We start from the raw sequence: 13,263 nt of genomic DNA on the forward strand, positions 1-13,263 counted from the left end.
CACCCCCGCGGGCGGTAACCTTCGCAGGTCACCTACCCCCATCCGACACGTTCGCGAGAGTACGACGATGAGCCCTGCCGAGTACGTCCTGACCCTGTCCTGCCCTGACCGGCCGGGCGTGGTGGCCGCCGTCTCCGGCCTGCTCGCCGGGCACGGCTGCAACATCATCGAGAGCCAGCAGTTCGGCGACCGGGTCGAGCAGCGCTTCTTCATGCGCGTCCAGTTCGCCGCGACACTCGCCGAGGACGAGCTGCGCGCCGCCTTCGCCGCTCTCGCGCCGGACTTCGGCATGGAGTTCGAGCTGCGCGACATGGCACGCAGGCCCCGGGTACTGATCATGGTGAGCAAGTTCGACCACTGCCTGAACGACCTGCTCTACCGGGTGCGCAAGAGGACCCTGGACATCGAGATCGCCGCAGTGGTCTCCAACCACCCCGACCTGCGGCCCCTCACGCAGTCGTACGGGATCGACTACCACCACCTGCCCGTCTCCCCGGAGACCAAGCGCAGGCAGGAGGCGGAGGTGCTGACGCTGGTCGAGCACTACCAGGTGGACCTCGTGGTGCTGGCGCGCTACATGCAGGTGCTGTCGGAGGACCTGTGCGCCAAGCTCGCCGGCCGGGCGATCAACATCCACCACTCGTTCCTGCCGTCGTTCAAGGGGGCCAAGCCCTACCACCAGGCGCACAACCGCGGCGTCAAGCTGATCGGCGCCACCGCCCACTACGTGACCTCCGACCTGGACGAGGGGCCGATCATCGAGCAGGAGGTGGCGCGCGTCAACCACAGCCACTCGCCCGAGGACCTCGCCGCCATCGGCCGCGACGTCGAGTGCGTGACCCTGGCCAGGGCCGTCCGATGGCATGCCGAGCAGCGGGTGCTGCTCGACGGGCACAAGACGGTGGTCTTCCCCCGCTGACGCCGCCGGGGTGACCGGGCGGGCCGTACGAGCGGCCGACGGGGCGGCCGGGCCGGCCGCCCCGTCGGCCCGGCTACAGCCCCGTGTGCCGGGCCAGGAACGTCAGCGTGTCGGCCGACAGATCCACCGTGCGGCTGATCGAGCGGGCTCCGTGGCCCACCTCCGTCTCGTTGCGCAGCAGGATCGGCCGCTCCGACGCCGTCGCGTGCTGCAGCGCCGCGCACATCTTCCAGGCGTGCAGCGGGTGCACGCGCGTGTCGGACTGGAAGACCGTGAACAGCGTCGCAGGGTAGGCGACCCCTTCGCGGACGTGGTGGTAGGGCGAGTAGGCCAGCAGCCAGCGGAACTGCTCGGGGTCGTCGGCCGAGCCGTACTCGACGTTCCAGGTGGCGCCCAGCCCGAACTTCTCGTAGCGCACCATGTCGAGCAGCGGCGCCGAGCAGGCCACGGCCGCGTACAGCTCGGGGCGCTGGGTCAGCGCGGCCCCCACGAGGAGCCCGCCGTTGGAGCCGCCGGAGATAGCGAGCTGCCCCGGCGTCGTGACGCCGGTGGCGATGAGGTGCTCGGCGGCCGCGTGGAAGTCGTCGAAGACGTTCTGCTTGCTGGCCAGCATGCCCGCCCGGTGCCAGTCCTCGCCCTCCTCGCCGCCGCCGCGCAGGTTGGCGATGGCGTAGACGCCGCCCGCCTCCACCCAGGCCAGGATCGACGCCGAGTAGCCGGGGGTCATCGACAGGCCGAAGCCGCCGTAGCCGTACAGGATCGTCGGGCGCGGCCCGTCGCCGTCGACCGGCGCGATGACGAGCATGCGCACCTCGGTGCCGTCCGCGGACCGGAAGACCTGCTGCGACGTGCGGACGGGCGGCACCTCGACCGCGCCCGGCGAGGCCGCCCAGAGCGTCGTCTCGCCCGTCCGGGCGTCGTAGCGCTGGATGGTCGGCGGCGTGGTGTTGTCGGTGTAGCCGAACCACGCCTCGTGGCCGCCCTCCGGCCGCTCCGCGATGCCGCCGATCGTGCCCAGGCCGGGCGTCGGCACCTCGCCGACGCGCTCGCCGGTCGCCAGGTCGTGCACGGTGATCTCGCTGATGGCGTGGCGCGTCCACCCGACCAGCATGACCGGGCGCTCCAGGTCGTCGAGGATCGCGAAGTCGGACAGCACCGCCTCGGGGTCCTCCGGGATCAGGTCGCGCCAGCTCTCCGCCCCGGGCGTCGCGGGATCGGTCACGCACACCCGGCCGCGCGACGCGTCACGGTCGGTGTGGACGTACAGCCTGCCGTCACGGCCGAACACCAGCCCGGTCTGGGCGTCCACGCCCTCCTGCACGACCCGCAGCTCGGGCCGCTCCGGCGACGACTCGGTCAGGTCGGCCACCCACAGGTCGTTGCGCGGAGCCGTGCCCTCACTGGCGGAGATCTGCAGCCAGCGGCCGTCGCGCGACACCGAGACGCCGTAGTAGTTGGTCATCTTCAGGCCATCGCCGAAGATCATCACGTCGTCCTCGGTGGACGTGCCGACGCGGTGCAGGTAGACCCGGCGGTGGAACTGCCGCTCGTTCTCCGGCACCTCGGTGCCCGGCAGCCGGCGCACGTAGTAGAACGCCTCGCCGCCCGGCAACCACGCGACGGGGGAGTAGCGGCAGCGGTCGATCGGCCCCTCGACGCGGACGCCCGTCGTGACGTCCACGATGTAGAGGACCGACTCCTCGTCGCCGCCCACCGAGACCTGGTAGGCCAGCAGGCGGCCCTCCTTGTCGGGCTGCACCGCGTCGAGCGTGGTCAGCCCCGACGGGTCGATCGCGATCGGGTCGACCAGCGCCCGCTCGGTGCCGTCGGGCTCGACGACGTAGTAGACCGCGTGCTCCTGCTCCGGAGTGCGCCGGCTGAAGAAGTGGCGCCCGCCCCGCCAGGCCGGGGTGCCGACCGAACCCGACTTGAGCAGCTCGCCGATGCGCTCCTTGAACCGCTGCGGCTCGCTCTCCCGCTTGAACAGCTCGGCCTGCGCCAGCAGCCACTCCTGCGTCTCCGGGCTGTCGGGGTCCTCCAGCCAGCGGTACGGGTCTGGCACGGGCGTCTCGTGCAGGAGATCGACGGCGTCCTCGCGTCGCGCGGTGGGGTACGGCTCTCGGGTCATGCCCCGAACCCTACTGCGAAGCAGAGCGCGTAAAGCCCTGGTGATACGGGCATAAAACGTACCGTGCGTCCCTCTCGTCATTCCGGACCGGGGTTATGGGGTGGCGGGGACCACGCTCGAAACGCCAGACTTGGTGACAGGACGGTACCGTGGTGACCATCCGCTGGGCCGTCCGGCGGAGGTCCACGTGACGGAAGCATCGGTGCCCCAGGAGGGGCCGACAGCCGGGACATGCCGCGGCATGTCCCCTTTGATACGCGCGCAGCGGGGTGAGGCCCCATGATGCGCCAGGTCCTGCTGCTCAATGCCACTTACGAGCCACTCACCACCCTCTCGCTGCACCGGGCCATCGTGCTGGTGCTGCGGGAGAAGGCCGACGTCGTGCACCGCGACGGGCGCGGAGCGGTCCTGCGCTCCGCCAGTCGCACGCTCGACGTGCCTTCGGTGATCAGACTCCGTAGATACGTCCGCATTCCCTACCGGTCGCGCATCCCTCTGACGAGGGCGGCTCTCATGCGGCGCGACGACTACCGCTGCGCCTACTGCGGCCAGCGAGCCGAGACCATCGACCACGTCGTGCCCCGATCCAGAGGCGGGGCGCACACGTGGGAGAACTGCGTGGCCTCGTGCACCACCTGCAACCACCGCAAGGCCGACAAGTACCTGGAGGAGCTGGGGTGGACGCTGCGCGTCACCCCGGCGGTGCCACGGGGCGCCCACTGGAGACTGATCGGCGCGTCCCTCGTCGGCGATCCCCAATGGGCGCCCTACCTCGAAGAGGCCGCCTGACCCACGGGCCCGGCCCCCTCGCGGGGCCGGGCCCGAAATCTCTTTGTGGCGACGGCGTCCGTGCTGGGATCATCGTCCCATGTGGACCTTCACCACAGACCTCGCCGCCTACTCCAGGGCCGCCGAGCCGTTCCTGCTGGCCGACCCCGTGCGCAACACCGTGCCCCTCAGCGTCCTCGCCAACCTGCGGGCAGGCATGCCGGCCGACGGCGCGTACTTCGGCTGGTGGGCCACGGACGGCGACGGCGTCGGCGGCGTGGTCTTCCGGACCCCGCCGCGTCTGCTCGTCGTCGGCGTCATGCCGGTCGAGGCCGCCGCCCCGCTCGTGAAGGCCCTGCCCGGCCCGATCCCCGGCGTCGTCGGCAGGCGCGAGCTGGTCGAGGCGGTCGTCGAGGCCATGGGCGTGCCCGGGACCGTGCGCGCCGAACGCCTCTACCGGCTGGACGAGCTCTCCGTCCCCACGGTGCCGGGCCGGGGGCGGCTCGCCACGGCCGCCCACCGCGCCGTGCTGACCGGCTGGCACGCGGCGTTCGCCGCGGAGGTGGCGCTCGACGCCGGAGACCCCGACGAGGAGATCTCCCGGCGGCTCGCTCGCCGGGAGCTGTTCGTCTGGGAGGACGACGGCGTCCCGGTGTCGATGGCGGGCCTGTCCCCCGAGTCCGGTGGCGTGTGCCGCATCGGCCCCGTCTACACCCCGCCGGCCGCCCGCAGGCGCGGCTACGGGGCGGCGGTCACGGCCCACACGTGCCAGGTCGCGCTGGCGGAGCGCTGCCGCGAGGTGGTCCTCTTCACCGACCTGGCCAACCCGACGAGCAACGCCATCTACCAGTCGATCGGATTCCGGCCGGTGGACGATCACGCCCTGGTGACGTTCGCCGGTTGACCTATCCTGGGGTCATGCCGCGTTACGACTATCGCTGCCGCGCCTGCGGTTCCACGTTCGAGGTGTCCCGTCCCATGTCGGCCTCGAACGACCCGGCGTCCTGCCCGGAGGGCCACGACGACACGGTCAAGCTTCTGTCGACGGTCGCCATGACGGGCGGCGCCGCCGCCCCGCGCCAGTCCGGCGGGGGAGGGGGCGGCTGCTGCGGCGGCGGCTGCTGCGCCACCTGACCGCAGCCGCCCCGCCTGACCCCCGGCGGCCCGCCCAGCCTGACCCGTGGCGTCCCGCCCAGCCTGACCCGCTCCACGGGGCCTTGCGACGCCACCTCGGGGCGCGGGAGGCTTGGCGCGCCCCGAGGCCCTGCCACGCCTCCCGGCACCCACGCCCGTCGCGCCTCCCGCGTACACGACGGGCCGTCCCGGCACCGGCGCATGCGGCCGGTGACGGGCACTTGGGAGGGACAGGCGAGTGCGCTGCGCGAGCGGGTCGGCGTCGGGGGTCGGGGGCGGTCGGGAGAGCCGGTCGTCAGGCGGCCCTGGCGCGCTTGCGGCGCTGGAAGGGCAGGAAGCGGTCGGCCAGGTGCGGCCGGGACGGGGTCAGGGTGGGCTCCACGGCCAGGACCCGGTCGAACCGGAACGCCCTGATCGCGCGGCGCATCCGGCAGACGCCCACGAGATACCAGTATTCGCGGTGGACCAGGCAGGTCACCGGCTCCACGTCACGGACCGTGACGTGACCGGCGGCGTCGCAGTAGTGGAGCCGGATCATGAGCCGGCTGGTGATGGCGTCGGCGATGAGCCGTGCCCGGGAGGCGGTCTCCGCGGGAAGCGGGTCGGTGAGTGTCGCGAGCGTGGTGGCGATGACGTCGTCGTCGAGCTCCAGGTGCTCGAACGCGTGCTGCAGGCCGCGCCTGGCGGTGACGGCCTGCGGGCCCGAGCCCAGGTGAGCCAGGGAGAGGGCGAGGGCGGCGATCTCGGCGGTCGTCAGCGGGCGGGTGGTGGGCTTCACGACTGTAGCCATACCCCAAGAGTAGAGAAGACCACTGACAATTTTCGAAAACGTGTGCCCAAGCAAGGTAACCCTCGCCTTCGCGTACAGGTTCGCGCGGTGGTGCTCCTGCGCCCTGCGGAGCGCCCGTCTCCCCGCACGCCGCATGACCCGCGCCCCAACCCGGGCGAGCGTCATCGGCGGTCGGCGTCCTCCCCCAGCAGGTCGGCGATCATCTTCTGGACGCGCCTGGCGCGGCCTGCCGGGGTCCTGCTCTTCAGCAGCGGCAGGACCAGCAGGTAGCGGCCGGTTCTGCCGAGCGCGTCCAAGCGGGCCGCGGCCGAAGGATGCGCCGCCAGCGCCTCGGCCAGCTCGGGCGGGACCGTGGCGTCACGCTGGGCGGCGTAGGCGGCGTCCCACCGGCCGTCCGCCCGCGCGGCGGCCACCTCCGCCAGGCCGGGCGGCCGCATGCGCCCGGCGGCGGTCAGCGCCTCGACGTGTTCGACGTTCACCCGCGACCACGGGCTGCCCTTGCGGCGGCGCGAGTAGCGCTGCAGGAAGAAGTGCTCGTCGTGGGACCTGCGGTGGCTGTCGATCCAGCCGTAGCACAGCGCCACCTCCAGCGCCTGCCCGATCGTGATCCCGGCGACGGGCGCCCCCTTCTTGGCGATCTTGAGCCAGGCCCCGCCCTCGTCCGCGTGGTGCCCGGCGAGCCATGCCTCCCACGCGGCGGCGTCCGTGAAGTGCATCATCGGCCCAGCACGTCCAGGTAGTGCTGGTTGTACATGACGCCGAGCACGTTGCCGAACGGGTCCACCACCGAGGCGGCGACGAATCCGGGGCCGTACTCGGTGAGCGGCGTGTGCGGCGTCGCTCCGAGGGCCAGCAGCCGGTCGAGGGCGGCCGCCACGTCGTCGACGTGCCAGTGGGTGATGGCGCCCCCGGCCGCGGTGGCCGCGCCGGGCGGTGCGTACCGCCGGTCGATGATCCCGAGCTCGGCCTGGTAGTCGCCGAGCCGGAACTCGTAGTAGGCGGCCGGCTGCCCGTTGCCGGGGCGCTCGAAGTACGGCTCGACGCCGAGCAGTTCGACGTACCAGTTCTTGGCGGCCTCCAGGTCGTCGGCCCAGAAGTTGACGGTGGCCAGTCCACGCAGCATGAGGTGTTCCTTTCTCCGGTCGGTCACAAGAACCAGTCTTCCGGGGAAAGTGCTCACCAAATGAGCACTTTTTCGGCGAACCTGGAGACATGCGTGCTGACCGTCTCATCGCCGTCCTGCTTCTCATGCAGTCCCGCGGCCGGGTGACCGCCGCCGAGCTGGCCGCCGAGCTGGAGGTGTCCGTCGCCACCGCGCGCCGCGACCTGGAGGCGCTGTCGGCGGCCGGCGTCCCGGTGTACCCGCAGCCCGGCCGCGGCGGCGGCTGGTCGCTGCTCGGGGGCGCCCGCACCGACCTCAGCGGCCTGTCGGCGACGGAGGCGCAGGCGCTGTTCCTGCTCGTCGGCCCGGCCGCCGCCGTCTCGGACGAGGCCAAGGCGGCGCTGCGCAAGCTCGTACGGGCGCTGCCGCGGACGTTCCGGGCGGACGCCGAGGCCGCGGCGAGCGCCACGATGATCGACCCGACCCGGTGGGGCGAGCGGGACCGCCGCCGGCCGGAGATGGTGGACCGGCTGCAGGCCGCCGTGGTCCGCCGGCGCAAGGTCCGCCTGACCTACGCCGGCCGCACCCGGGAGCGAACCGAGCGCCTGGTGGATCCGTGGGGACTGGTCGACAAGGACGAGGTCTGGTACCTGCTCGCCGGGACCGAGCGGGGGCGGCGCACGTTCCGCGTGGACCGGATCGTCGAGGCCGAGCCGACCGACGAGCCCGCCGAACGCCCCGACGACTTCACCCTCGCCGCGGCGTGGCAGGAGGTCGTCGGCGAGGTGGAGCGCCGGCGCTCACGCACCTGGGCGACGGTGCTCATCGAGGCACGGTTCGTCCCGGTGCTGCGCGACCACTTCGGACGGCACTGCGAGGTCGGGCACGGCAGCGACGAGCGGGGGCGGGCCACGGTCCGCGTCGGGGCGCCCACGCCGCTGGACATCGCCAGACAGCTCGCCGGCTGGGGCGCGCTGGTCGAGGTGCTCGAACCCGCCCCGGTGCGGGCGGAGCTGGCCCGCATCGGGGCCGAGCTCGCTGCCCGCTACGCCGGCGCCTCCTGATCAGGGCGCCCAGGATTCCCGGTCAGCGGGACAGCTGGGACAGGTCGCGCGAGGCGCCCGTGGAGGCGGACGTGGTCATGGCCGCGTACGCCTGCAGGGCCACGCTGACCGGCCGGTCGCGGTCACGCGGACGGTAGCCGCCCAGGTCGGCGAGCAGCCGCTCACGACGCGCCTGCAGCTCGTCCTCCGGCACCCGGAGTTCGAGCCTGCGGGCGGGGATGTCGATGTCGATCATGTCGCCGTCCTCGACCAGGGCGATCATGCCGCCCTCGGCGGCCTCCGGGGAGGCGTGGCCGATCGACAGGCCCGAGGTGCCGCCGGAGAAGCGGCCGTCGGTGACCAGCGCGCACGCCTTGCCGAGGCCCTTGCCCTTGAGGAAGGAGGTCGGGTAGAGCATCTCCTGCATGCCGGGCCCGCCCTTGGGGCCCTCGTAGCGGATGACCACCACGTCGCCCTCGCGCACGCGCCCGTTGAGGATGCCCTCGACCGCCTGCTCCTGCGACTCGAACACGACCGCCGGCCCGCTGAACTTCCAGATCGACTCGTCGACCCCGGCCGTCTTCACCACGGCTCCGTCACGGGAGATGTTGCCGTACAGGACGGCCAGACCGCCGTCGGCGGTGTAGGCGTGGTCGAGATCGCGCACGCAGCCCTCGGCCCGGTCGAGGTCGAGGTCGTCCCAGCGGTTGTCCTGGGAGTAGGGCTTGACGGTGCGGACGTTGCCCGGCGCGGCGTGCCACAGCTCGATCGCCTCGGGCCGCACGGACGGCGAGCACGGGTCCCAGGCGGCGAGCATGTCGCCGAGGGTGCCGCCGTTGACCGTGGGCACGTCGCGGTGGAGCAGCCCGGCGCGGTCGAGCTCGCCCAGGATGGCCGGGATGCCGCCGGCCCGGTGAACGTCCTCGATGTGGTACTTGCTCGTCGCCGGGGCGACCTTGCACAGGCACGGCACGCGCAGCGAGATCTCGTTGATCTCCTTGAGCCCGAAGTCGACGCCGGCCTCGCGGGCCGCGGCCAGGATGTGCAGGATGGTGTTGGTCGAGCCGCCCATCGCCACGTCGAGCGTCATCGCGTTCTCGAACGCCTCGCGGGTCGCGATGTTGCGCGGCAGGACCGACTCGTCATCGTCCTCGTAGTAGCGACGGGTGATCTCCACGAGCCGGCGGCCGGCGTCCTCGAACAACTGCTTGCGCGCCCGGTGGGTGGCCAGGATCGTGCCGTTGCCGGGCAGCGCCAGGCCGATGGCCTCGGCCAGGCAGTTCATGGAGTTGGCGGTGAACATGCCCGAGCACGAGCCGCACGTCGGGCAGGCGGCCTCCTCCATCTCCAGCAGCTCGGCGTCGGACACCGACGCGTCGGCCGAGGCGATCATCGGGTCGATGAGGTCGAGCTTGCGCCCGGGGGTCTTGCCGGCCTCCATGGGCCCGCCGGAGACGAAGATCGTCGGGATGTTGAGGCGGAACGCGGCCAGCAGCATGCCAGGCGTGATCTTGTCGCAGTTGGAGACGCAGATCAGCGCGTCGGCACAGTGGGCGTTGACCATGTACTCGACCGCGTCGGCGATCAGCTCGCGCGACGGCAGCGAGTAGAGCATGCCGCCGTGCCCCATGGCGATGCCGTCGTCGACCGCGATCGTGTTGAACTCGCGCGGGATCGCCCCCGCCTCCCTGATCGCCGCGGACACCACGTCGCCGACGTCGCGCAGGTGCACGTGCCCGGGGACGAACTGCGTGAAGCTGTTGGCCACGGCGATGATGGGCTTGCCGAAGTCGCTCCCGGCCACGCCGGTGGCGCGGAGCAGGGCGCGGGCGCCGACCATGTTCCTGCCATGGGTGACCGTGCGTGACCTGAGGGCGGGCATTGTGCTTCTCCCATCGCTTTCCAGTCCTCACATGGTACGGCGCATCGCCCGTCGACTGAGACGGCTGTCCACGGCTCGGACGCCGGAGAGGATCGGAAAGGGGCCCTGGCTAGTCCTCGCCGTAGCGGGGTGGAAGCACCGTGGCGGCGATCTCGTACAGCCGGTCGATCTCGGCGTCGGTCAGCGCCCGCTCGCGCTTGGTGATCCACCTGCGGGCGCGGACGCCGTCGTAGACGTCGACGCCGCGGATGCTCATCACCTTCCACGGGACCGCCGGCCCGTAGATGGCCAGCGACGGCACGACCGAGACCTGGCGGCCGAACTCCTTGCTGATCAGCTCGCCCGCCTTGGTCGCCTCCATCAGGGCCTCGGTGAGGCGCTCCTTCTTGTCGAACGGGCCGTGGTAGAGCTTCTTGCCCATCTGCACCCGCACCGGCAGGCGCTTGTCCCACTTCTCGGAGTCGACCGCGTAGACGCCGGTCGGCCCGACCACCAGGTGGTCGATCTGGGCTTCGGTGCCCGGGATCGCCCTGGCGTGCAGGGTGCGGTAGCCGTTGCGTTCGAGCTTGCGCAGCTGGGCCTCGGTGCGTCGTTCGGCGACGGAGGAGCGCCGCCAGGCCGGCACCGCGGAGTGGGATCTGGCCCGGTAGACCGTGTCGAGGATCGCCGCGATGACGCCGGCCGTCACACCCGCCCGCCAGTCGGCCAGCAGGAATCCCGCGACCAGCGCCACGCCGACCGCCAACAGCGCGCGCAGGCGCAGATGGTGGAAGCGCGGATGGCTGAGCACGCTGCTCATGGCCACGCGCTTGACGGGCGCGTAGGTGGGGGGAGTGGGCGCCGATTGCTTGGCGGAGGCCGTCTCGCCCTCGTCAGGTCTGTCGCTCACCCAGATCGGTGAGGTGCTGTGACCGTCTTCTCGCTGGTGGTCGGAGTCCACGCGACTCACCGTAGCCCGAGCGTTCGGTCGATTCCTAGTGTTGCCCTGTCCATAGTTTTATGGCCCCAGCCCACCGTGTTCCGCGCCCGATTTCCGGGTATCTATTACGTTCTTCTCTAGAGATCCCTAGTGTGACCAGCGTGCGAGACCTTCACGAGCTAACGGCACTCGAGCAGGCGCAGGCCATCCGCGACCGGGTCGTCTCGCCGGTCGAGCTCACGCGGCACTACCTCGACCGGATCGAGCGGATCGACCCGCGAGTCGGCGCCTACGTGACCGTGACCGCCGAAAGGGCACTGGAGCAAGCCGGCCGCCTGCAGGAGAACCTGCCGGACGGGCCGCTCGCCGGAGTGCCGATCCCTGTCAAGGATCTTAACCTGGTGAAGGACGTGCCGATCATGTTCGGCTCCGCGACGTACCGGGACTTCGTCGCGCCGGTGGACGACACGGTCGTGGAACGGCTGCGCGAGGCCGGCACCGTCATGATCGGCAAGACCGCGACACCCGAGTTCGGCCTGCCCTGCTACACCGAGACCGACGTGTCGCCGCCCACCCGCTCGCCCTGGGACACCGAACGCTCCGCCGGCGGGTCGAGCGGCGGCGCGGCGGCGGCCGTGGCCGCCGGTCTGGCCCCCGCCGCCCAGGGCAGCGACGGCGCCGGCTCCATCCGCATCCCCGCCTCGGTCTGCGGCCTGTTCGGCATCAAGCCCACCCGCGGGCGGATCAGCTTCGCACCGATCATCCCCGACCTCGCCGGCCTGTCGACCAACGGCCCCATCGCCCGGACGGTCGCCGACGCCGCGGCGCTGCTCGACGTGATGGCGCACAACGTGCCCGGCGACCTCTACCTCGCGCCGCCGGCCGAGGGGACGTTCCTGGCCCACGCCGGACGCGAGCCGGGGCGGCTGCGCATCGCCCGCTTCGCCGACCCGGTCGTGCCCGGCGCCGAGGTGGACCCCGCGGTGCTCGCCGCCTACGAGGAGGCGAGCGTCACCCTGGCCGGGCTCGGCCACGAGGTCGTGGACATCGCCCGGCCGTACGGACCCGACCTCGTGCCGCAGTTCGTCACGATGTGGTACGCCTTCGCCTGCATGCATCCCGTGGCCGACGACCAGACCGGCCGGCTGCGGCCGATCACCGCCTGGCTGCGCGAGCGCGGCTTCGCCACCCCCGCCCCGGCCTTCCTGCAGGCCCAGGCGGCGCTGCAGCTGGCGACCAGGGGAGCGCTCGCGGTGACCGACGCCTACGACGCCGTGCTCACACCCACGGTGACGCAGCCGCCCCGCCCGCTGGGCTGGTTCGAGGACGTGGCGGATCCCGAGGAGACGTTCGAGCGGATGACGAGGTTCGCCGCGTTCCCGGCGATCTACAACGTCTCCGGCCAGCCGGCCGTCAACCTGCCCCTCCACTGGACCGCCGACGGGCTGCCGATCGGCGTCATGCTCGGCGGCCGGATCGGCGGCGAAGCCACCCTGATCTCGCTGTCGGCCCAGGTGGAGGCGGCCAGAGGCGGCTTCTGGGGGGAGCGCCGGCCGCCGGTCTGGTGAGTCACGCCGACGGTGCCGCCTCCAGCAGCCCGGCGATGTGGTCGCTGATCCCGGCGAGCAACGTCGCCGGCACGATGCGCGCGGCGGCCACGGCCGAGAACAGCGTCGGCAGGCCGGGCAGCGGGAAGCCGTCGTCCTTCAGCGCGGCGCCGCCGACCTCGTTCTTGTCCAGCGCGGAGCGGCTGCGCTCCCAGGCGTCGAGCACCTCCTCGGGGGAGGGCACGCCGAACCCGTGCCCGACGGGCGCCGCGTGGCGCAGCCGTACCAGCGGGGTCTCGGCGAACGCCAGCGCGGTGCGGGCGCGCACACCCAGCTCGGCGCGCGGCTCCGGGTCGATCCAGTGCATCGCCGTGCACGGGTTGCGGCAGGTCGACACGCACACGGCCAGCGCGCCGGCCACCTGGCTGTGCTGCCGGTCGAAGTAGGCGCGCCAGCCCTCGGCCGGCTCGCCGGACACCCGCAGCGTCCTGTTGGTGGCCGACTGCTCCGACTTGGTGTGGTCGCAGTCGCGGTCGCCGATGACGCCGAACCTGCTGCCGGGCGCGCTCAGCCCGTCGGGCCACAGCACCGGGTCGCCCGCATGGCCCAGGTGCGGCTCGAACGCCAGCAGCGGGAGGTACTCGGCGGCGATGTGCACCGCGGCGATCATCGGGCTCAGCTCCCGGCGGTGCCAGCGAGCCGCGATCACCTCCAGCAGCAGCCCGTAGGCCGGCCGCAGCGACTCCAGCGCGCCGCGCGGCTGCTCGCGCGGCGTCTGCGGCATGTGGCAGGCGCGGGCCCGCCGCCGCAGCTCCGCCGGCACGGACCTCGCCTCGACCGCGAAGTCCTCGGCGTCGAGCGACAGCAGCCGCTGCCCGAACTCGCACACGTCGGCGATCTCCGGGGTCGGGGCCAGCGCCCCGAGGTCGGCGAACGCGTAGCGGCGGGCCAGGGCGATGAGCAGGTCGCGAGTCGAGTTCACCGATCAACTCTCTCACGACGGGACCGCCGGGCCATGCCGGCTCCGGCGA

Annotated in this window: 13 protein-coding genes; 6 read left to right on the plus strand and 7 right to left on the minus strand. The window is 72.4% G+C overall.

All coding sequences use genetic code 11. From position 1 onward, the window contains the following. The first annotated feature begins 67 nt into the window (after positions 1–67). The gene (gene purU, locus CXR44_RS18465; RefSeq protein WP_101787296.1) at positions 68–919 is read left to right on the plus strand and encodes a formyltetrahydrofolate deformylase; all 852 of its coding nucleotides are present in this window, start codon (positions 68–70) and stop codon (positions 917–919) included. Positions 920–992: 73 nt separating this feature from the next. On the opposite strand, the gene CXR44_RS18470 is transcribed toward purU, so the two are convergent. Further along, entirely contained in the window at positions 993–3,047 is a 2,055-nt protein-coding gene (locus tag CXR44_RS18470) for a prolyl oligopeptidase family serine peptidase (protein ID WP_101787297.1), read from the minus strand. Between the two features lie 282 nt (positions 3,048–3,329). Here CXR44_RS18470 and CXR44_RS18475 point away from each other — a divergent pair, with 282 nt between their 5' ends. The 3 genes from CXR44_RS18475 to CXR44_RS18485 all read left to right on the plus strand — a co-directional run bounded on the left by CXR44_RS18475 (position 3,330) and on the right by CXR44_RS18485 (position 4,949). Then, entirely contained in the window at positions 3,330–3,836 is a 507-nt protein-coding gene (locus CXR44_RS18475) for an HNH endonuclease (protein ID WP_101787375.1), read from the plus strand. 79 nt (positions 3,837–3,915) lie between these two features. Next, positions 3,916–4,719: a GNAT family N-acetyltransferase gene (locus CXR44_RS18480; protein WP_101787298.1), complete on the plus strand. Its 804-nt coding sequence runs from the start codon at positions 3,916–3,918 to the stop codon at positions 4,717–4,719. A gap of 14 nt (positions 4,720–4,733) precedes the next feature. Continuing rightward, positions 4,734–4,949, plus strand: a complete 216-nt coding sequence (locus tag CXR44_RS18485) for an FmdB family zinc ribbon protein (protein WP_101787299.1) — start codon at positions 4,734–4,736, stop codon at positions 4,947–4,949. Between the two features lie 295 nt (positions 4,950–5,244). Here CXR44_RS18485 and CXR44_RS18490 read toward each other — a convergent pair whose 3' ends face one another. From CXR44_RS18490 to CXR44_RS18500, 3 genes are all read right to left on the minus strand, one after another. Continuing rightward, positions 5,245–5,739 carry a helix-turn-helix transcriptional regulator gene (locus CXR44_RS18490; protein ID WP_101787300.1) on the minus strand — a complete coding sequence of 165 codons (495 nt, stop codon included), beginning with the start codon at positions 5,737–5,739 and terminating at the stop codon, positions 5,245–5,247. Between the two features lie 161 nt (positions 5,740–5,900). After that, on the minus strand, positions 5,901–6,458 hold the full coding sequence (locus tag CXR44_RS18495) for a YdeI/OmpD-associated family protein (RefSeq protein ID WP_101787301.1): 558 nt from the start codon (positions 6,456–6,458) through the stop codon (positions 5,901–5,903). After that, on the minus strand, positions 6,455–6,862 hold the full coding sequence (locus CXR44_RS18500; RefSeq protein WP_101787302.1) for a VOC family protein: 408 nt from the start codon (positions 6,860–6,862) through the stop codon (positions 6,455–6,457). Before CXR44_RS18500 ends, CXR44_RS18495 begins: the two co-directional genes overlap by 4 nt. A gap of 89 nt (positions 6,863–6,951) precedes the next feature. On the opposite strand from CXR44_RS18500, the gene CXR44_RS18505 reads away from it, so the two are divergent. Next, positions 6,952–7,905 carry a helix-turn-helix transcriptional regulator gene (locus CXR44_RS18505; RefSeq protein WP_101787303.1) on the plus strand — a complete coding sequence of 318 codons (954 nt, stop codon included), beginning with the start codon at positions 6,952–6,954 and terminating at the stop codon, positions 7,903–7,905. 22 nt (positions 7,906–7,927) lie between these two features. Here CXR44_RS18505 and ilvD read toward each other — a convergent pair whose 3' ends face one another. Next, entirely contained in the window at positions 7,928–9,766 is a 1,839-nt protein-coding gene (gene ilvD, locus CXR44_RS18510) for a dihydroxy-acid dehydratase (RefSeq protein ID WP_101787304.1), read from the minus strand. A gap of 109 nt (positions 9,767–9,875) precedes the next feature. Then, on the minus strand, positions 9,876–10,706 hold the full coding sequence (locus CXR44_RS18515) for a nuclease-related domain-containing protein (protein ID WP_101787305.1): 831 nt from the start codon (positions 10,704–10,706) through the stop codon (positions 9,876–9,878). A 140-nt stretch (positions 10,707–10,846) separates the two neighbouring features. Between CXR44_RS18515 and CXR44_RS18520 the strand changes: the two genes are divergently transcribed. Then, positions 10,847–12,253, plus strand: coding sequence for an amidase (locus CXR44_RS18520; protein ID WP_101787306.1), 1,407 nt, complete (start codon positions 10,847–10,849; stop codon positions 12,251–12,253). Between the two features lies 1 nt (position 12,254). Here CXR44_RS18520 and CXR44_RS18525 read toward each other — a convergent pair whose 3' ends face one another. Beyond that, on the minus strand, positions 12,255–13,214 hold the full coding sequence (locus tag CXR44_RS18525) for a hypothetical protein (RefSeq protein ID WP_101787307.1): 960 nt from the start codon (positions 13,212–13,214) through the stop codon (positions 12,255–12,257). Between the last annotated feature and the right edge of the window lie 49 nt (positions 13,215–13,263).

It is taken from the genome of Nonomuraea indica (assembly GCF_002850745.1).
GTDB classification, from domain to species: Bacteria; Actinomycetota; Actinomycetes; order Streptosporangiales; family Streptosporangiaceae; genus Nonomuraea; species Nonomuraea indica.

Bases quoted from the DNA above. Each gene is read 5' to 3' on its own strand.
- purU (WP_101787296.1), top strand. From the start codon at position 68: ATGAGCCCTGCCGAGTACGTCCTGACCCTGTCCTGCCCTGACCGGCCG.
- CXR44_RS18470 (WP_101787297.1), bottom strand. From the start codon at position 3,047: ATGACCCGAGAGCCGTACCCCACCGCGCGACGCGAGGACGCCGTCGAT.
- CXR44_RS18475 (WP_101787375.1), top strand. From the start codon at position 3,330: ATGCGCCAGGTCCTGCTGCTCAATGCCACTTACGAGCCACTCACCACC.
- CXR44_RS18480 (WP_101787298.1), top strand. From the start codon at position 3,916: ATGTGGACCTTCACCACAGACCTCGCCGCCTACTCCAGGGCCGCCGAG.
- CXR44_RS18485 (WP_101787299.1), top strand. From the start codon at position 4,734: ATGCCGCGTTACGACTATCGCTGCCGCGCCTGCGGTTCCACGTTCGAG.
- CXR44_RS18490 (WP_101787300.1), bottom strand. From the start codon at position 5,739: ATGGCTACAGTCGTGAAGCCCACCACCCGCCCGCTGACGACCGCCGAG.
- CXR44_RS18495 (WP_101787301.1), bottom strand. From the start codon at position 6,458: ATGATGCACTTCACGGACGCCGCCGCGTGGGAGGCATGGCTCGCCGGG.
- CXR44_RS18500 (WP_101787302.1), bottom strand. From the start codon at position 6,862: ATGCTGCGTGGACTGGCCACCGTCAACTTCTGGGCCGACGACCTGGAG.
- CXR44_RS18505 (WP_101787303.1), top strand. From the start codon at position 6,952: ATGCGTGCTGACCGTCTCATCGCCGTCCTGCTTCTCATGCAGTCCCGC.
- ilvD (WP_101787304.1), bottom strand. From the start codon at position 9,766: ATGCCCGCCCTCAGGTCACGCACGGTCACCCATGGCAGGAACATGGTC.